The sequence below is a fragment of the Paraprevotella clara YIT 11840 genome (genome assembly GCF_000233955.1).
Classification (GTDB): Bacteria; Bacteroidota; Bacteroidia; order Bacteroidales; family Bacteroidaceae; genus Paraprevotella; species Paraprevotella clara.
This window is the reverse complement of record NZ_JH376616.1, coordinates 213,055-232,227: the sequence shown is the minus strand read 5'-3', so window position 1 is coordinate 232,227 and position 19,173 is coordinate 213,055. Positions and strand designations below refer to the sequence as shown.

The 19,173-nt window shown below is 50.5% G+C and carries 17 protein-coding genes; 12 read left to right on the top strand and 5 right to left on the bottom strand.

The genetic code is table 11. The features are described 5' to 3' along the window. Nucleotides 1-252 precede the first annotated feature (252 nt). Nucleotides 253-1,551: a phenylacetate--CoA ligase family protein gene (locus HMPREF9441_RS12560; protein WP_172634962.1), complete on the top strand. Its 1,299-nt coding sequence runs from the start codon at nt 253-255 to the stop codon at nt 1,549-1,551. 11 nt (nt 1,552-1,562) lie between these two features. Then, nucleotides 1,563-1,991: an amino acid-binding protein gene (locus HMPREF9441_RS12555; RefSeq protein ID WP_172634956.1), complete on the top strand. Its 429-nt coding sequence runs from the start codon at nt 1,563-1,565 to the stop codon at nt 1,989-1,991. A 29-nt stretch (nt 1,992-2,020) separates the two neighbouring features. Here the strand turns inward: HMPREF9441_RS12555 and HMPREF9441_RS12550 are convergent, their stop codons facing one another. Then, nucleotides 2,021-2,290 carry a hypothetical protein gene (locus HMPREF9441_RS12550; RefSeq protein WP_008621752.1) on the bottom strand — a complete coding sequence of 90 codons (270 nt, stop codon included), beginning with the start codon at nt 2,288-2,290 and terminating at the stop codon, nt 2,021-2,023. A 781-nt stretch (nt 2,291-3,071) separates the two neighbouring features. Here HMPREF9441_RS12550 and HMPREF9441_RS12545 point away from each other — a divergent pair. From HMPREF9441_RS12545 to HMPREF9441_RS12500, 10 genes are read left to right on the top strand one after another with little or no spacing between them, the layout of a single operon-like run. Beyond that, the gene (locus HMPREF9441_RS12545) at nt 3,072-4,208 is read left to right on the top strand and encodes a hypothetical protein (protein WP_008621741.1); all 1,137 of its coding nucleotides are present in this window, start codon (nt 3,072-3,074) and stop codon (nt 4,206-4,208) included. 10 nt (nt 4,209-4,218) lie between these two features. Beyond that, nucleotides 4,219-5,439 (top strand): beta-ketoacyl-[acyl-carrier-protein] synthase family protein, encoded by a 1,221-nt coding sequence (locus HMPREF9441_RS12540; protein ID WP_008621740.1) that lies wholly within the window; start codon nt 4,219-4,221, stop codon nt 5,437-5,439. 24 nt (nt 5,440-5,463) lie between these two features. Continuing rightward, on the top strand, nt 5,464-5,712 hold the full coding sequence (locus HMPREF9441_RS12535; RefSeq protein ID WP_008621739.1) for an acyl carrier protein: 249 nt from the start codon (nt 5,464-5,466) through the stop codon (nt 5,710-5,712). After that, nucleotides 5,709-6,140, top strand: coding sequence for a hypothetical protein (locus HMPREF9441_RS12530; protein ID WP_008621738.1), 432 nt, complete (start codon nt 5,709-5,711; stop codon nt 6,138-6,140). The genes HMPREF9441_RS12535 and HMPREF9441_RS12530 overlap by 4 nt, the downstream gene beginning before the upstream one ends. Beyond that, nucleotides 6,115-6,483 carry a hypothetical protein gene (locus HMPREF9441_RS12525; RefSeq protein WP_009390686.1) on the top strand — a complete coding sequence of 123 codons (369 nt, stop codon included), beginning with the start codon at nt 6,115-6,117 and terminating at the stop codon, nt 6,481-6,483. Before HMPREF9441_RS12530 ends, HMPREF9441_RS12525 begins: the two co-directional genes overlap by 26 nt. Before the next feature lie 7 nt (nt 6,484-6,490). Next, nucleotides 6,491-7,984: a phytoene desaturase family protein gene (locus HMPREF9441_RS12520; RefSeq protein WP_008621733.1), complete on the top strand. Its 1,494-nt coding sequence runs from the start codon at nt 6,491-6,493 to the stop codon at nt 7,982-7,984. Next, entirely contained in the window at nt 7,981-8,709 is a 729-nt protein-coding gene (gene fabG, locus HMPREF9441_RS12515) for a 3-oxoacyl-ACP reductase FabG (protein WP_008621731.1), read from the top strand. The genes HMPREF9441_RS12520 and fabG overlap by 4 nt, the downstream gene beginning before the upstream one ends. Nucleotides 8,710-8,733: 24 nt before the next feature. Then, a complete protein-coding gene (locus HMPREF9441_RS12510; RefSeq protein WP_230315406.1) occupies nt 8,734-9,171 on the top strand; it encodes an acyl-CoA thioesterase in 438 nt (145 codons plus the stop codon). Between the two features lie 18 nt (nt 9,172-9,189). Further along, on the top strand, nt 9,190-10,251 hold the full coding sequence (locus HMPREF9441_RS12505; RefSeq protein ID WP_008621727.1) for a lysylphosphatidylglycerol synthase transmembrane domain-containing protein: 1,062 nt from the start codon (nt 9,190-9,192) through the stop codon (nt 10,249-10,251). Nucleotides 10,252-10,305: 54 nt separating this feature from the next. Continuing rightward, nucleotides 10,306-12,864, top strand: coding sequence for a DUF5686 family protein (locus tag HMPREF9441_RS12500; RefSeq protein ID WP_008621715.1), 2,559 nt, complete (start codon nt 10,306-10,308; stop codon nt 12,862-12,864). Nucleotides 12,865-12,962: 98 nt separating this feature from the next. Here the strand turns inward: HMPREF9441_RS12500 and HMPREF9441_RS12495 are convergent, their stop codons facing one another. The 4 genes from HMPREF9441_RS12495 to HMPREF9441_RS12480 all read right to left on the bottom strand — a co-directional run bounded on the left by HMPREF9441_RS12495 (nt 12,963) and on the right by HMPREF9441_RS12480 (nt 19,129). Further along, nucleotides 12,963-13,655 (bottom strand): CDP-alcohol phosphatidyltransferase family protein, encoded by a 693-nt coding sequence (locus HMPREF9441_RS12495; protein WP_008621714.1) that lies wholly within the window; start codon nt 13,653-13,655, stop codon nt 12,963-12,965. A gap of 94 nt (nt 13,656-13,749) precedes the next feature. Then, complete coding sequence (locus HMPREF9441_RS12490; RefSeq protein ID WP_039865317.1) at nt 13,750-16,482, bottom strand: hypothetical protein; 2,733 nt, start codon at nt 16,480-16,482, stop codon at nt 13,750-13,752. Nucleotides 16,483-16,670: 188 nt separating this feature from the next. Continuing rightward, a complete protein-coding gene (rpiB, locus tag HMPREF9441_RS12485) occupies nt 16,671-17,105 on the bottom strand; it encodes a ribose 5-phosphate isomerase B (RefSeq protein ID WP_172634961.1) in 435 nt (144 codons plus the stop codon). Nucleotides 17,106-17,113: 8 nt separating this feature from the next. Next, nucleotides 17,114-19,129, bottom strand: coding sequence for a transketolase family protein (locus HMPREF9441_RS12480; protein ID WP_172634955.1), 2,016 nt, complete (start codon nt 19,127-19,129; stop codon nt 17,114-17,116). Nucleotides 19,130-19,173: the final 44 nt, after the last annotated feature.

Below are 19,173 nucleotides of genomic sequence, written 5' to 3'. Positions count from 1 at the left end.
GATAAAATATGTTATATAACATGTTTTTTAGAGCAAGAAATTTGCAGAATCGCCAAAAGGTTGTACCTTTGTACTGTGTTTTTCATAGTATTAGATTTAAGGTTAACAAAGGTTGGGCTCAGCGGAGCCCTTTTTTTATGTCCTTCCGGGAGGAAGATATGGAGGATGCCGTGAAAAAATAAAAGGAAATGCCCTCTTTTTGCGATAGTTTTTTATAACTTTGTCCCCGTCATGATTAAAACACAAATGGAAATGTATTTGCATGAAGAATTAGAAACTTTGACGCGGACGGAAATCGAGGCGTTGCAATTCGAGCGTTTGCTCCGTACGGTCCGTCGTTGTATGAAATCTCCTTTTTATCAGAAACGGTTTGCCGAGGCTCATTTGTCTCCTGAAGACATACGTTCGTTGGACGACTTGCGTAAGATTCCTTTTACTACGAAACAGGATTTGCGCGACAATTACCCGTTCGGGCTTGCCGCGGTGCCGATGAGCGAAGTGGTGCGCCTGCATTCCTCCAGTGGCACGACGGGCACCCCTACGGTCATCCTGCACACGCAGAAGGATTTGGACGAGTGGGCCAATGCCGTGGCACGTTGCTTGTACATGGTCGGCCTGAGGCGGGGCGATGTCTTTCAGAACTCGTCGGGGTACGGCATGTTTACGGGCGGACTGGGCTTCCAATACGGAGCCGAACGTCTCGGCATGCTGACGGTGCCGGCGGCTGCGGGCAACACCAAGCGGCAGATTAAGTTCATTACGGATTTCGGCACGACGGCCTTGCATGCCATCCCCAGTTACGCCAGCCGTATCCATGAGGTGATGGAGGAAATGGGGATAGACCCTGTGCGCGACACGAAGCTCCGTACTTTGGTCATCGGGGCGGAACCGCATTCGGAGGAACAAAGGCGCAAAATCGAGAAGATGTTGGGCGTGAAAGCTTATAACTCATTCGGCATGTCCGAGATGTGTGGGCCGGGTGTGGCCTTCGAGTGTACGGAACAGAACGGGATGCACATTTGGGAAGATTATTATATCGTGGAGATTGTAGATCCGCAGACGTTGGAACCCGTGCCCGACGGCGAGGTGGGCGAACTGGTGCTGACCACCATCAACCGCGAAGCTATGCCGTTGTTGCGCTACCGCACCCGCGATTTGACCCGTATTTTACCGGGCGACTGTCCGTGCGGACGTCACCATAAGCGGCTCGACCGCATGAAGGGACGGAGCGACGACATGATGATTCTGAAAGGGGTCAACATCTTCCCCATTCAGATTGAAACGGTATTGATGCAGTTTGAAGAACTCGGGACGGACTATTTGATAACCCTGACCAACGAAGAGGCCAACGACTTGATGACGGTGGAAGTGGAGTTGAAGGAATTCAGCGACGACTATCCGCGCTTGCAGGCGCTGACCCGTGAAATCACACGCCAACTGAAAGATGAAATCCTTCTGACGCCCGTGGTGAGACTGGTACCCAAGGGGACTTTGCCCAAACAGGAAGGCAAGGCCGTAAGGGTAAGGGATTTACGTAGAACGTTGATATAAAAATGAAAAATATGACAGTACATCAAATATCTATTTTTGTAGAGAACAAGTCGGGTACGTTGTTACGCGTGTTGGACTTGTTCAAAGAAGCCGGTGTCCAGTTGATTGCTTCCACCATATCCGACACCGTGGAATATGGCATCTACCGTATTATCTGTTCCGAACCTACACGGGCATACGAAGTGTTGCGGGCGGCAGGCATTTCGGCCAGCATGTCGGAAGTGTTTGCCATCACGTTGGACAACCGTCCCGGGCGTGCGGCCGATGCCGTACGTGTGATTACGGGCGAGGGGATAGGCATATCCTATCTTTATTCTTTCCTCTTGGGCGGAAAGGGTATTTTGGTTTTCCGCACGGATGATGCCGTGCGGACGGAAGAAGTTATCCGCGTGCACCAACTCGGCGTATTGGACGATGAGGCTTTGATGGCGCTTGTCTGAAAGATAGAAGGAAGGGAAACTACGTTTGGTCAGCCGTTCCAGTGGTTCCGTGCAATGCGGTACATGCGTTGGCGGTTGGGGACGGTCTGCATGTCCTCGTCTACGATGCAAAGGTCGGACAAGGCGTATGTGTCTTCCGCTTCATCGGTACGTAACGTATCGGAGAGGCGGAAGATATGGTTTCGGGCATCCACGATTTTGATGCCCTCCTGACAGTATATGGGGTCTGTGACCCGTTTGATTTCATTTGCTACGAAGCGGTAAAGTGCCTCTACGAATTCGTTGATTTCTTCTTGCATGGTCGTTATGGAATTATGCGTGTATGTGTTTTTTTCAGGATGTTTTCTTTCACAGTACAAAAGTAGTGTTTTCCGTGGAATTCATCAGCGGAAAGACTGCCAAAATGGCAGAAAAACATTTTCTCAGTGAAGTATTCAATCGAATGACAGTAGCAGAAAAGAGTGTATAAATGCAAACAAATGTATATTTGTATAAATAAAGAGGAGAAAACAGGGTAAAATGAAGATTTAATCTCAGCCGAACGAAAAATGGTTTGCAGCCAAATGATTTATTTTTCTCCGCATAAAAAAACGAGAAGTTCCTCATGTTACTCGGAAATTCGGCTTTTCTTAGAAAAATACGTACAGGGAAAAGCAGTTTTTTCGTTTTTTAGAACCACTTTCGTGTACAAGATTTGACGAACGCAATGATAAGAGAAAGGTCGAAAAGATAACGAAGAAAGGTTTGTCATAGGCAGGTAGGGCAAGGCAGGCTTTCATTGTGTCAGCAAAAGGATGGGAGCGTCTTGCACTTTGCTTTTGGGTGGTCTTCTGTGAATGGATTATTTTCTATCTCTGTCGGATACGGTTTGAAATGAGCGATTCTCGTGAGGATTCGGACTGCCATTTTGGCATGTTTTATTTCTCCTGCCGGACCTAAAACTTTCTGTTGTAACGTGGGTTTTTCGGATGTCTTTTGTCGTATCAGTGTTCTTAAAATCTCTACTTTTGTTCTATAAGGTGGTTTTGAATTTGGCCGGTCTTGTTGAAAGGAAAAATATTCATAAATTCGTGCCCTGTCATGAGGAAAGTAAATGTAAAAGAAGTGAATACGGAACGCGAAATGGATGATTTCGTGGGACTTACGGAAAGATTGTATGCCGGAAGTCCTTATTATGTTCCTGATATGGAGACGGATATCCGTGAGACGTTCGACCCCCGTAAAAATGCCGGGTTGGACTTTTCGGACATCCAGCCTTTCATCGCTTACGACGAGCACGGAAATGCGGTGGGGCGTATCGTCGGCATTATCAACCATCGTGCGAATAAGAAATGGCACACGAAGAACGTCCGTTTCGGTTTCGTCGAGTTCATTGACGACAAGGACGTGTCTGCGGCTTTGTTGAAGGCCGTGGAGCGTTGGGGGCGCGAGCGAGGGATGGATTGCATCCAAGGTCCTATGGGGATTTTTGATTTCGACAAGGAAGGTATGCTCGTGGAGGACTTTGACCGGATAGGGTCAATGGTAACGATATATAATCCCCCTTACTATTCGGAACATTTGGAGGCATTAGGGTACGAGAAGGAGGTGGATTGGGTACAGGTGAGTATTGAGGTGCCGAAGGATGTGCCTGACAAATATGCCAGGGTTGCGGAACTTTCCAAGGAAATGTTTGGACTGCGAAGCAGGAAATTGACGAGGGCCGATATTTCTCGTCGGGGATATGGCAGGAAGGTGTTTGACTTGCTGAATGTGTCCTACTCTCCGCTTTTCGGATATACGGAGTTATCGGACAGGCAGATAGATACCTATCTTAAACGTTATTTGCCCTTGTTGGATTTACGGATGCTGTCGGTGGTGGAGAATGAAAAAGGTGAATTGGTGGGCGTGGCCATTACGATGCCCAGCCTGTCGCAGGCCTTGCGTAAGTCGAAAGGGCGCCTGTGGCCGTTGGGGTGGTTCTATTTGCTTCGTGCGTTGAAATGGAGAAGGGAAGAGAAAGCCGAGATGTTTCTGGTGGCCGTTCGTCCGGATTACCAAGGTTTGGGAGTCAATGCCTTATTCTTCAACGACCTGATTCCCGTGTATAACCGGTTGGGGTTCCGATATGCCGAGACCGGGCCGCAGTTGGAAGACAACGTGAAGGAGCTGAGCCAATGGAAGCCCTTGCATCCCACTTTCACCAAGCGTAGGAGATGTTACAAAAAGATTTTATAGAAACAGGATTATGGAAAATAGAGTTGTAATAACGGGAATGGGGATATGGTCGTGCCTCGGGAAGACATTGGACGAGGTACGCGATGCGCTCTATGCCGGGAAAAGCGGTATCGTATTCAGCCGGGAGCGCAAGGATGCGGGTTTTCGTTCCGCTTTGTGTGCTGCCGTAGGACAGCCTGACTTGAAACCCTTTGTGTCACGGAATCTGCGTCAGTTCATGCCGGAGGAAGCCCAGTATGCCTATATGGCTACGCGTGCGGCCCTTGAGCATGCCCGTTTGGAGCAAGATTATATCGACCGGCACGAAGTCGGGGTCATTTATGGAAACGACTCCGTGGCCGAAGCGACCATGCGTGCGCTTGACAAGTTCCGTGAGTTTAAAGACACAGCGGCTTGCGGTAGTGGGGCCATCTTCCAGTCGATGAACTCCACCGTGACGATGAATTTGGCTTGCTTGTTCCATTTGCGCGGCATCAACCTGACGGCCTCGGCTGCATGTGCTTCGGGTTCCCATGCTGTGGGGTTGGCCTACCTTTTGGTCCGTAACGGGATGCAGGATTGTGTCGTGTGTGGCGGTGCGCAAGAGGCAAACCTCTACGGTGTGGCATCTTTCGATGGGATTCAGTCGTTCTCCGTGCGTGAGGATGAGCCGGAGAAGGCCAGCCGCCCGTTCGACCGCGACCGCGACGGACTGGTACCCGGAGGAGGCGCGGCCACGGTGGTGGTCGAGGGTTACGAACATGCTTTGAAGCGCGGTGCCCCCATCTTGTGTGAGATTGTGGGATGGGGCTTTTCCGGAAACGGCGACCACATCTCCACGCCCAACGTGGCAGGGCCGGCGCGGTCGTTGGAGCTTTGTCTGCAACATGCCGGTGTGACACCGTCGCAAATCGGCTACATCAACGCCCATGCCACATCCACTCGCATCGGCGACAGCCGCGAGGCGCAGGCGATAGCACAGGTGTTCGGGGACTACAAGGTTCCAGTCACTTCTACCAAGAGTCAGACCGGGCACGAAATGTGGATGGCCGGTGCAAGCGAGTTGATTTATTCGACGCTGATGATGAAAAACGGCTTCATTGCCGGCAACATCAATTTCGAGCATCCCGATGAAGATACGGCCTGCCTGAACATCATACCGCAGACACGGGAGGCGCATTTTGACATGTTCCTTTCCAATTCTTTCGGTTTCGGTGGGACGAACTCCACCCTTATTGTAAAAAACATATAATAAACACGATAAAAACAAACAGTTATGACACGTGAAGACATCGTAGAGAAAGTAAATGCCTTATTGGCAGAAGAGTTTGAAGTAGACGCAGAAGAGTTTGTCCCCGACGCGAATGTAAGGGACACGCTTTCCTTGGACAGCCTCAGCCTGGTGGACCTTGTCGCCATCATCCAACAGACTTATAAGGTAAAAATTCCCGTGGCGGACTTGCGGGAAATCAAGACGTTCGACAACCTTTACGATTACATCGAATCGCACGCGAAGCAGGAATGACAAATTATGACATTAAAAGCCTGATTCCCCAACGTGAACCGATTTTGCTCGTAGACGCATTGGTCGGTGTGGAGGGCGATATGGCCCGGACGCAGCTCACGGTGCGCCGCGACAATAGTTTTGTGGGTGACGACGGCCTGTTGGCAGAGCCGGGGCTTATCGAGCATATCGCCCAGTCGGCTTCCGCCTTTGCCGGTTACAAGGCCGTGGAGGCAGGCGCTTCGGAACCGCCGGTAGGTTATATCGGCGAAGTGAAGAAGTTTCGTTGTTTTCGTTGCCCCCGGGTGGGAGAAGAACTACAGACCACGGTGACCTTCGGGCCGGAAGTGGGTGGCGTGTCCTTATTGACAGGTGAGACCTGCGTAGGGGAAGAAACGCTGGCTTGTACGCAAATGAAGATATATGTGGCTGAAGGATCATTATTATAAGGTGTTGACCCGGCGCGTTTCGGACGGCTGTACGGTGTTCCGTATTGTGCTCCTGCCGGATTGCGAAGTTTATCGCGGACATTTTCCGGGACATCCGGTGTGTCCCGGGGCATTCAATATCCAAATGGTGAAGGAGTGTGTGATGGAAGTGTCAGGCAAGGCATTGCACATCCGCACGATTAAGCTATGCCGTTTGACGGCTGTGGTTTCACCCTGCACTTGTACGGAACTGGACGTGGCGGTGAGGCTCTCTCCTGTGGAAGACGGGTTGGAGGTCAGGGCACGGGTAGCCGACGGGGAACAGGTGTATATGGAATATAAGGGATTGATGACGGTCGTTTGAATGGGCAATGAAGTACGATGTGGTGGTCATAGGTAGTGGATTGGGAGGATTGGAGTGTGCATATATCCTTTCGCGTGCCGGTTTGAGGGTGCTCGTCCTCGAACAAGGCCGGCAGCCCGGTGGATGCCTCCAGTCTTACCGGAGACGGGGATTGGCTTACGATACAGGTTTCCATTATGTGGGAGGACTGGACGAAGGACAGCCGCTGCATACCGTTTTCACTTACTTGGGATTGATGCAACTGCCTTGGCAACGCCTTGACCATGAGTTTGACAAGGTGACGATAGGGCAGCGTACCTTTGCATTTGCGCAAGGGTATGAAGATTTTACCGCTACGTTGGCTGCTGAATTTCCTTCCGAACGTCCGGCTTTGGGACGGTATGCTGCCTTATTGAGGCGTATGTCGGAACAGGAACTGGATTTGCTGAATCCACGTGCCGGAAAGACCGTATGGCCTTCACGTCTCGTTGAAACGAGTGCTTGGCAATATTTGAATGAGACTTTCCGCAATCCGTTGCTGGTGGACGTGCTTAGTGGGACTTCCTTGAAGATGGAGCTTCGGCGCGATTCGCTTCCGCTTTTCACTTTCCTTCATGGCCAAAGCAGTTTTATTGAAAGCAGTTGGCGGTTGAAGGGTGACGGAGCATTGATAACAGACCGCTTGGTGAGGGGAATCGGGCAGCAAGGTGGCCAGGTGGTTTGCGGGGCTGAGGTGGTCGAATTGGTAGAAAAGTGCGGAAGGTTGTCTGCGGCGGTCTGCCGGGACGGTGAAGTGTACGAAGGAGCGGTTTTTATCAGTGACGTACATCCGGGGCAGACATGCAAGTTGGTAAAGCAGAGCGAGAGGATGAAGAATGCTTACCGTCATCGTATGGCCGGGTTGCCGAACACATTCGGCATGTTCACCGTGTCGCTCCGGATGAAACCTCGGGCATTGGAGTATTTCAATTATAACCGGTATGTTTATGCACATCCTGGTGTTTGGACTTTCTACGAAGAAGAGGAGCCGGTGTCCGGAGTGATGGTGGCTTGTCGTGTTCCCGAAGACGGGAGCCGTTTTACTTCCCAAGTGGATTTGTTGACTCCTATGCCATGGGAGAGATGTATGCCTTGGAGTAATACGAAAGTCGGAGGGCGTGGCGAGGATTATGAGGCCATGAAAAGGTGTGTGGCTGACGAGTGTATCCGGTTGGCGGAACGGGTGGTGCCCGGGCTACGTGGTTGGGTGGCTGAATGCTATGCCAGTACCCCACTTACTTACCGTGACTATATCGGTGCCCCGGAGGGGACGGCCTACGGTTTACGCAAGGATTACAGGAATCCGTTGGCGGCCTTGCTGTCCGTCCGCACACCAGTGCCGAACCTGTTCCTCACCGGACAAAACCTGATGTTGCACGGGGTGTACGGTGTGACGATGACCGCGCTGTTCACTTGTGCGGAAGTTTTGGGACGTGAGCAGATATGGAATATCTTAATGAATAAGAAAGGAGTGGAAATATGAAATATGCTTTAGTGACAGGGGGCAGCCGCGGAATAGGGCGGGCTGTCTGTGTGAGACTGGCCCGTATGGGCTACCACGTGTTGGTCAACTGTGTGAACCGGACCGATGAGGCAGAGCACACGTTGGAGTTGGTACGTCAAGAAGGGCAGGACGGTGAAGTCCTGAAATTCGATGTAGGAAACCGTGTGCAGGTCTCTGCCGTGCTTGAGGCTTGGATGGAGAAGCATCCGGAAGAATACATAGAAGTGCTGGTGAACAATGCGGGTGTGCGTCGCGACAACCTGATGGTGTTCATGCCTGGGGAAGATTGGGATAGCGTGTTGGGTACCGGCTTGGGTGGATTTTACAATGTGACGCAACCTTTGCTGCAGCCTATGTTGGTACATAAGTTCGGGCGTATCGTCAACATGGCGAGCGTGAGCGGATTGAGAGGTATGCCGGGGCAGGCGAACTATTCTGCGGCAAAGGGAGGAATCATTGCAGCTACAAAGGCTTTGGCTCAGGAGGTGGCGCGGAAAAATGTGACGGTGAATGCCGTGGCACCCGGTTTTATCCGGACGGACATGGTGGAGGGGCTGGATGAGGCCGCTCTAAAGAAAACCATTCCGGTGGGCCGTTTCGGGATGCCGGAAGAAGTGGCGGGCCTTGTCGGTTTTCTGGTTTCCCGGGATGCCGGTTATATTACCGGCGAAGTGATAGCCGTTAACGGAGGTCTTTATACGTAATAGGTTTCTATATTTCTTATGCTGATGGACGGACTTGAAGATGTTTGCCGCGTAAGGGTGAAGTTCAATGAGATTGATTCGATGCGGAGGGTCTGGCATGGGGCTTACGTCACTTACTTTGAGGATGGACGGGAGTCTTTCGGCCGGCATTATCCGGGCATAGGGTATGCCGACATGCAGCGGTCCGGTATCTACGCTCCGATTTACGACCTGCACCTGAGGTTCTATGCTCCATTGGTGCTGGACGATGTGGCGGTGGTGCATACACGTTATGTATACCGTCCCGGTGCACGGTTGGATTTCGAATATAAAGTTTACCGTGAGGCGGATGGAATCTTGTGCGCGGAAGGAAGTACGGTGCAGTTGTTCATCGATACGGAAGGTATGCTTATGGTGGACTCGCCCGATTACTATAAGGAGTGGCAGGCGAGATATAGGGAACAGAACGATAATCATCCCTAAGACGAAGAACTGACAGGTATGAGAAAACGATTGAACAATTTGTTTTTCGGAATAGGCATGATAGCCGTCGTCGTAATGTTTTTCTCTTTCGACGTAAGCCTTACCGAATTGTGGGAATACATTACGAAGGCCGGTTATTGGCTGGCGGCCATATTGGGGCTGTGGTGTGTGCTTTATCTCATGAACGCATGGGCGTGGAGGGTCATTATCCAGGGAGGAGGGCCTTGCACAGTGGGCTTCATGCAGTTGTTGAAATTGACGGTTTCCGGTTTTGCGTTGAACTATGCCACTCCGGTAGGACTGCTGGGCGGAGAGGCTTACCGTATTATGGAGCTTTCAAAATACATCGGTGTGCAACGGGCTACTTCCACCGTGATACTTTTTGCCATGATGCACATTTTTGCCCATTTCTGGTTTTGGGTAACGGGGGTCGTGGTTTATTGTGTCATGGCTTTGATGGGGGATGTGCCGATAAATAGCGGAATGGGGATTGTATTGGGACTCATTGCTGCTTTCTGTTGGGGAGGTATCTATCTTTTCATTAAAGGATACAAAAACGGAATGACGGTTAAATTGGTTCGTTTGTTGAGTAAGATACCCGGTTTACGTGGTTGGGGAGGACGTTTTATGGAGCGCCATTTGGAGGATTTGCAAAAGATAGACCGGCAAATCGCTGAATTACAGAATCAGAACAAGCGTTCTTTCTTTGGAAGTTTCGCTTTGGAATATATCGGGCGCTTCTGCCAGAGTTTTGAGATTTTTTTCATGTTGGTCTTGTTTGGTATAGATGGCGGAGGAGGAGTGAGCGGATATACGTTGACGTTTTTCCATTCCTTTCTGATTTTAGCTTTTACTTCGCTCTTCGCCAATATACTGGGATTCCTTCCGTTGCAGTTGGGAGGGCGCGAGGGGGGCTTTGCCCTGTCTGTGGCTCAAATGGGAATGGGGGAAGGCATCGGTATGTTTGTAAGTATTATCAGCCGGGTGCGGGAATTGTTCTGGGCTTCTGTCGGGTTGTTGTTGATGAAGGTGGGTACCGGAGTGTCCGTGCCGGACGGGAATGAGGAGCATACCGGATGACGGGACAGGTATAGTCGGGCAAAGAGATAAGGTTTAAGATAAGGTATTAGGTTTATGGGAAAAAGAATTATTTTCATGTGGCTGTGCCTGACGTTTGGGGTGGGTATGGCTTGCGGTCAGCATACGATAGTAAAAGGCATTGTTACCGATTCGGTTACGGGAGAAGCCCTGCCTTCTGTCACGATTGTGTTTAAAGGGACGAATATCGGTACTACGACCGATATCGGCGGGCACTTTTCTCTTTCCACCCGTACGCCGGGAAAAGTGCTGGAAGTCGTTTATATGGGATACGACACCCAACACCTGAAGGTGTTACCGGGAAGAACCAATAATTTAAAGATCCGAATGCGGGAAAGTGAGATAGCCTTGCACGAAGTGACGGTAAAGCCGAGAAGGGAGAAGTATAGGAGGAAAGAAAACCCGGCTGTGGCTTTCGTAAGGCAGGTTATTGCTCGAAGAGACGATAACGACCCACGTAACCGCGATTACTTCCGTTACGATCAGTATGAAAAGATTGTGATAGCGAAAAACGATTATAAGCCGAAACCGAAGAAGGACGGAAAAACAGGGAAGTTCGATTTCCTGTCAGAATTTGTAGATACGTTGGATGTCGGTACGACGATTCTTCCGATTTCGGTAAAGGAAAAAGCGCAGACCGTGTATTACCGTCGCGACCCGAGGTCGGAGAAGACTGTGGTGAAGGGAAACAAATCGTCCGGAGTGGATGAGGTCTTTTCGCGTGACGGGGTACAGCAGTTTCTGAATGAAGTCTTTCGTGAAGTCGATATTTATCAAAACAATATACCTTTGTTTTTGCAACGTTTTGTGAGTCCTCTTTCTTCTATTGGGCCGACCTTTTATAAATATTACTTGCTCGATACATTGGATGTGGAGGGTGACAGGTGTGCGGACTTGGCTTTCGTTCCTTTCGCGTCCGAGTCGTTTGGTTTTACTGGGCACTTGTATGTTACGTTGGACTCTGCTTATTTTGTCCGTAAAGCCATACTCAACGTGGCACAGGATATCAATCTGAATTTTATTTCCAGAATGACTATCGAACAAGACTTTGAACGCGGACCGGACAGTACCCGTGTGATTACGAAAGACGACATCAGCGTGGATTTTAAGTTGAGCGAGAAGTCGAAAGGTTTTTATGCGAGGCGTTTGAATGTATATACCCATCAGTCGTTTGAGGTACCGGAAGGCAGGCAAGAGCAAATATTCAAGGAGAGCGCACCGGTTATTACACAAAAAGAGGCTTACAGCCGTACGGAGGATTTTTGGGAAGAAGTTCGTCCGCAAGAGGCTGTCCAAAGGAATCCGAACTCTATGGAGAAACTGATGGCAAAATTACGCTCTGTGCCTATTTTTGCCGTGACGGAGAAAGTGGTTTCTGTTTTGGTGTCGGGGTATATTCCTACAAGTAAGGTGCCGGACAAGAACAAGTTTGAGTTTGGCCCGATGAATTCCACGATCAATGGTAATGCCATCGAAGGAGCTCGTTTCCGTGTGGGAGGGGCTACGACCCCTCAGTTGAGTAAGAATTGGTTCGTAGAGGGGTATGCGGCATACGGAACGAGGGATAACAAGATGAAGTATGATGCTTTGGTGGAATATTCGTTCAACGACCGCAAGACGTACCGAAAAGAATTTCCCATGCACTCGCTTCGTTTCGAATACATGTATGACATCAACAAACTGGGGCAGCAGTACATGTATACCAGTAAGGATAATGTGCTTTTGGCTATCAAGCGGAAGAAAGACACGCGGGCAACGTATTTGCGTAATGCCGAATTGACGTACAGCCGCGAGCATTATAACGGTATATCGTACAACGCTGTCATTCGTAACTTCCGCGAATATGCTACGGATTATGCCCAGTTCGACCGTATAGGTGCCGACGGAGCCGTGACGCCTGTGAGAAAGTATGACATGACGGAACTGGAACTGAAATTCCGTTATGGTAAGAATGAGAAGTTTTATCAAACCCATGATGAACGAATACCGATTACGTATGATGCCTTGATTTTTAATCTGGAACATACCATGTCGAAAAAGGGTTTTTTAGGTTCTTCATATGATTACCATCGTACGGAGTTAGGCATACAGAAACGTTTGTGGTTTTCGGCTTTTGGTTTTGTAGATGTGATAGGTAAGGCGGGAAAGGTGTGGAACAAAGTGCCTTATCCCTTGTTGATTTTGCCGAATGCCAATCTGACTTATACGATTCAGCCGGAAGCTTATACGAACATGAATGCCATAGAGTTCATCAATGATGAATACATCTCGTGGGATGTGACGTATTATATGAACGGGTTGATATTGAACCGCCTTCCTCTCATCAAAAAATTAAAATGGAGGGAAGTGCTTTGCTTCAGGGGTTTGTGGGGGCATTTGACGGACAAGAACAATCCGATGAAAACGGGAGAGGGGTTGTATGCTTTTCCGGTTGGTTCCGGCGTGATGGGGCGTGCGCCTTACATGGAAGCCAGTGTCGGTATCGAAAACATTTTCAAGTTCATGCGCCTTGATTATGTATGGCGTTTGAACTATCGCGATCATTCGGGAATACAAAAGAGAGGCATACGTTGTACGATGAGTCTCTCGTTTTGAGCGAGCGCGGAAGAGGTAGAAAAACGGCAAGCCTTTGTAGGTGCAATGGCTTGCCGTTTTAAGGTACAGCCTGCGGCTGCTATATTTCAGTTTCTCTATTATCGTTTGTTGTGGGGTTTGAGAGGGTCTTGCTTGGCAAATGCAGCACGGTCTTTGATGAATTGGGCAATGTAGATACTGAAAAGGATAATGGTAATGATGATTCCTAAGATATCGAAAATGCCCCATTCAAGACCATACCAGTTGATACGCCATTCGGACCATGATGTGTACATGTAGAGTATGTTTAAAAGTATGAGCAGTAAACGGAATTCGGTAGGACCGAGTTTGCCGTACGTCAGACAGAATTCTTCTTTGACGATGGTGCAGACGTAAGTGTATATGGAGAGGCTCAAATAACCGGCTAATGCTGCTAACGCCACATCCATACGAAACATAGGAGAGAGACCGGCGCCGAGGAAGATGAGGCAGGTGGTGACAGCGTCGAGCGTATGGTCGATGAAAAAGCCGTATATCGGCCGTTGGGTATTACGGAAGCGTGCCAGTGTGCCGTCCAGGCTGTCGCCGTACCAATGAAGTACCAGTCCGAACGACGAAAGCCACAAATATCTTATATCTGTATTCGACAACCAGCCTCCTATGGCATAAACCACTGTACCCAATACGCCGATATAAGTCAATGTGTCCGAGGTCATCCATTCGGGTTGTCTCTGAGCTAACCACACAAGTGCTTTTTTCTCTGCTTTGCTAAGAATGGAGGTTTGAATTCTTTCTGCTGATTCTTTTCCCATTGTTGCATTTTTATCTGTGTAAAAAATATGAATGTCTTGCAAAGATATGACTTAATTTTAGGGTAACGGTGTTCTTATAAGGAGTAGAAATGGTCTATTTGGTTGAAGGGGAGAGGGTTGATGTCGCTGGTTGGCCTGTCTGGGTTATCCCTTCGGCATCTATGGATAGGGCCGTCCTTTTCCCGTTATTGTAAAAACGTAGTTGTGCCTCTCCTTGTGCATCGAACTTCACGTCGGGATTCCAATATAGTGTACGGCGATAGTCTGCGGTGCCAGGCAGGGGGCGCCGGCTATAGTCTGGATGGTAGAAGTCCTTGCATACGGAGTAGCCCGTCATGAGATAACGGCGGTCACGAAAGGTGTATTGCCGTGCTTCGCCCGGGAAGAGGCGGTAGTCCACCACCACGTCGGGTTGGTCTGTGCCGCTGTATTTCCAACTGTTTTCCTCGCGCGGGGAATAATCGGTGTAGATGTAGAGTTTGTCCAGGTTGTAGAGCTTGTGGTATTTGCGGCGTACGGCTTCCGTCTGGTTGGTGATGGCTACTCCCACGGGTAACGTCTTGTCCTTGTGATTGAGCGGCAGACTGTCGTAACGTTCCTGTATGAAGTAATGACGGGACTGGTTCATGTCGCCGATGTAGGCTGTGCAGACTTGTTTGGTGAAGGTACGCCAGTCATACATGCCGCAGTTCAGACCGTAGTCGGCGGCCAGATTGAACGCCTCGTAGGCATCCACCACGAGCGTGGGTTTCTTCAGGTTGAGCTTGCGCAGGCCGCCGCGCTTGTTGCGTACGGTCACGGCAGACATGAGGTGCGTGCCCGAAACCAGGCTGTCCGGCAAGAATGAGTTGTCTTCCATGTTCTCGAATACGGCGTCATGATAATAGCTGTATGGCTTGGGGAAGACGGGGTAGAAGCGGTCTTGCTTCACATAATAGTCCGGGTAGGCTTCTTCGTCGTGAAACTCCTTGTAATTCCGTTTCTCCTTCCGTTTGTTGAATTTGGCAGAGTCCGTAGCTATCAGGAAGAGGCTGCAATCACCGTGCAGGATAGGGGAGAGCATGGTGAAACGCCCTCCTTTGGTGTCCTGTGAGGCCTCCACGATGTCAGTACCTTGGGCGAAAGTGGCCGTCACGGTCACTTCCTTTTTCATCTTGCCGCTGTAAGTCGTGCCGTAAAGGTCGTCCAGCGAAAACGGCGTGCCGGCTGTGGTGTAGAGGGGAAGCTCTTTTCCCATCCCAGGGATGTAGATAGTATCGCCGTAGTCGGCTTCAGGCAGGAGCGAGTAGGTGGGATGTACGCTGCCGGTCAGGGTTTGCATCCGTTCGGGGAGGAAACTCAAGCGGAACGGTTCCACACCTGCCATCTCGCGCCATTCGTAACGCCGCCATCCCTGCACGAGCATGAGCAGGTCGAGGTCGCGGCGGTGGATACTGTCGTCGGCCTCGAAATAATATCCCGGGTCTTCCACGAAGCCTTTCAGGTCACTGCAAAGTAGCATTTCGGTAAGTATTGTGCCGTTGTCATAGGTCGATTCATCTGTACTGTGGTCACGTACGGAAATGGACAGTCGGGTAGAGTCCGGTAGGGAGGTATGGAGTTTCAGTTGTATTTCTATAGGCTCGAATGGTGCATATTCTTTTTTTACGTTGTTTACGGTCAGTAGTGTACGGGAAAGATCATGGTGGTTGACGAAGAAAAGGCGCTCGGCCAAGATGTGTCCACGTCCGTCGAAGAGGGTCATTTGGTTCACCCCTTCAGCCAGACTGTCGGTTGGAATATCGGCTGAGGCTTTTCCTTGGCTGTCCGGCTTTAAGGTCGTGAAAGCCTGTACGGCTCCACCGTGTAGGATTTGCAGGCCGACCTCCTCGTCAGGCAGTCCGTGACTTTCTATCCGGGCATGGATCAGGCTGTCGTTTTGCGTAACGCGAAGCGTACATCCCGCATCTTCCACCTCAGGTAATTCCACTTCATATTCATATTTCCCGTATCGGAATACGGCTTTGTATTTTTCTTCGGCTGAGACTTGGGGGATGACGAATGTGCCGCGTCCGCGATGGACGGTATGTGTACGTGCAATAATTTGCTTATGGCGATTGTATATCGTAACTTCTGCTGCGACATGCTGTCCGTTTTCGTCGTTCAGTTCGAAGGCCACGTGTCCGGGTAGTCCGGCCACGAGTGCGCCCCCTTCCGGATAGAATTTCAAGTCCATGTCCGGTTTCCCTTTCCGCGCACGGAAGTATCGCCGCAGGGGGCGGAGCGTCATGTCTTTTGGGTAAATGCCGGGAGAGGACGGACGGTCGAATACGGGAAACACGCGTGAGTAAAGCTTGTCGTAGTCGCGAAAGTAATCCTTGGCCATCTGTTTATTATAAAACATCTCTTCGGTGTAAGGAGAGTGAGGATGCTCGTAACGGCCGAAGTTCAGCATCCAACGCGTATAGGCGCGCAGTTCGTAATATCCGGCGTACAGGGAGTCGGTGAGCAGAAAAGCACCGTGCGCCGTGCCGTCCGGCATTTCCAGTTGCTGGCGTTCCACCAGATAACCGTCCGGCGTGAGCAATTCCACGTATAGGATACGGCTCAAGTCCGTGAGGGTTCCTTTGTCGCTGCGGGTCACGTAGCCTTTGTACCAAATGGTGTCGCCCACGAAATAGCAAGTATTGTCTATATGTAGGTATACTTTCTCTTGTGGTAGGGTTTCTCCGAAAAGTTTTACACGGGAGGCGAGAGTGTCTATGCCCGGTACATCGGTTGAGTTTTGCGCCGGAGAAGATGAGCAAAGGATGAAAATGGCATTCAGCCAAAGTAGCATTCTTTTCATGATGTTTTTCTTTTGAGTTTCGTCTTGCAAAGCCGTTGGTTCATGCTTATGTGCAAATGTAATGATTTTCCCGTGATTAAGAAGGATAGGAAAGGGATTTTTCCGAGTATATCTTCCATATTAGAAATACAGCCGCAATCCTTTATAAAGAATTACGGCTGTATGATGTAAAAAGGGAAAGAAGCGGATTATTTCACCGACATCTTGTCTATCCGTCTTTGATGGCGACCGCCCTCAAAATCTGTGGCGAAGAATTCGTCCATGATCTTACGCGCTATGTCCGTGTCGATGAAACGTCCCGGCATAACCAGCACATTGGCATCGTTGTGCTGACGGCACAAATGGGCGATTTCCGGAATCCAGCTCAAGCCTGCGCGTATGCCTTGGTGCTTGTTCAGCGTCATGCTGATGCCTTCGCCGCTGCCGCAGATGGCTATGCCCGGATAGCATTCCCCGTCTTCTACAGCTTGGGCCAAAGGATGGGCATAGTCGGCATAGTCGCAACTGGCTTCAGAATCCGTGCCGAAATCCTTATAGGCATAGCCTTTTTCGGCGAGGTATTCCTTCACGAACTGCTTGAGTGCGTATCCTGCGTGGTCTGAGGCCAGACCGACAGTCTTCACTTCCATCATTAGAGCATTTCTTTGACTTGGTTGTACACGTTCTGCGCCGTGAAGCCGAGTTTTTCATCAAGCACCTTGTAAGGAGCCGAGAAACCGAAGCTTTCCAGGCCGAACACCTTGCCGTTGGCACCTACCAGACCTTGGAGGTTGACGGGCAGACCGGCGGTGAGGCCGAATATCTTGGCACCGGCAGGCAGAATCTCTTCTTGATAGCACGGGCACTGACTGCGGAACAAGCCTTCTGAGGGGCAGCTCACGATGCGTACTTTCACACCGTCGGCACGTAGCAGGGCGGCACCGGCCACGAGTGTGGATACTTCGGAACCTGAAGCCACGAGGATGACATCCGGATTCTCATCGGCACCGGCTACGATATAAGCACCCTTGGCAGCTTGGCCGTAGTCATTTCCTTCCGGCAACATTTCGATGTTTTGGCGGGAAAGGATAAGGGCAGACGGTGTGTCGGTATTCTCTATGGCGAGCTTCCAGCATGCCGTGGTCTCTTCTGCATCAGCAGGACGGAGCACGAGGAGGGAATTCTGGCCGTGATGGTTTTTCAATTTTTCCATCAAGCGGATTTGGGCCTCCTGTTCAACCGGTTCGTGGGTCGGGCCGTCTTCGCCTACACGGAATGCGTCGTGTGTCCAAATGAACTTCACAGGTACCTGCATCAAGGCTGCCATACGTACGGCCGGTTTCATGTAGTCGGAGAATACGAAGAACGTACCGCAGGCTGCGATGACACCGCCGTGGAGCATCATACCGATGCAGCAGCAAGCCATAGTCAACTCCGCTACACCGGCTTGGAAGAACGCGCCGCTGAAATCACCGGAGGTGAAAGCGTGGGTCTTCTTCAGGAAACCGTCGGTCTTATCGGAATTGGAAAGGTCGGCCGAAGCGCAAATCATGTTGGGCACTTGTTCTGCCAATGCGCTCAGTACGGCAGCAGAGGCGTTACGGGTGGCGTCGCCTGTTTTCTGTTTGATGGCCGTCCAGTCTACCTTAGGGGCTGCACTGCTGAACCATTCAGCCTGTTGTGCGGCCTTTTCGGGATGGGCGGAAGCCCATGCTTTTTCTTCTTCCACGCGGGTGGCTACGATTCCTTTCAGTTCTTCGGCACGTTTGGCGTAAAGTTCCTTCACGTCTTCGAAAATCACGAACGGATTTTCCGGGTCTGCACCGAGGTTCACCATGGTGTTCTTATAGGCGTCTCCACCGAGAGGGGCGCCGTGCGTCTTGCAGTTATGTTCGTAAGAGGAATTGTCGTCCTTGCGGGCACCTTTACCCATGATACACTTACCGATAATCAACGTAGGACGTTGGTTCTCTGCCTTGGCTGCATTCAACGCTTCGCGAATCTGTTCGCAGTCGTTACCATTGATTTCAATGACGTTCCAGTTCCATGCACGGTATTTCATGGCCGTGTCTTCGGTCGTTACATCCTTGGTTTCGGTAGAAAGCTGGATGTCGTTGGAGTCGTAGAACATGACCAGATTGTCCAAACCGAGGCAGCCTGCAATGCGGCCGGCACCTTGGGAGATTTCTTCCTGTATGCCTCCGTCGGAAATATATGCGTAGATGGTCTCTTTGGCAAAAGTCGGATTACCGGTACGTGCGGCCAAGAACTTGGCAGCGATGGCGGCACCTACGGCGAACACGTGTCCCTGTCCCAACGGGCCGGAAGTGTTTTCGATGCCACGCATTACGTCTACTTCGGGATGGCCCGGGGTGGGGGAGCCCCACTGGCGCAACTGTTTCAGCTCGTCCAATGTGAACTTACCGATAAGCGCCAACTGGGAATAGAGCATGGGAGCCATGTGGCCGGGGTCGAGGAAGAAACGGTCGCGTCCTTCCCATTTCGGATTAGCCGGGTCGTACTGCAAAAATTCAGAGTACAATACATTGATGAAATCGGCACCACCCATTGCACCGCCCGGATGGCCGGATTTGGCTTTTTCAACCATGGACGCAGCCAAGATACGGATGTTGTCGGCTGCGTGGTTCATTACTTGTTTACTATTCATATTCATTAAATTTTAAATTGAATCCATACTTAAACAGTTTTAAA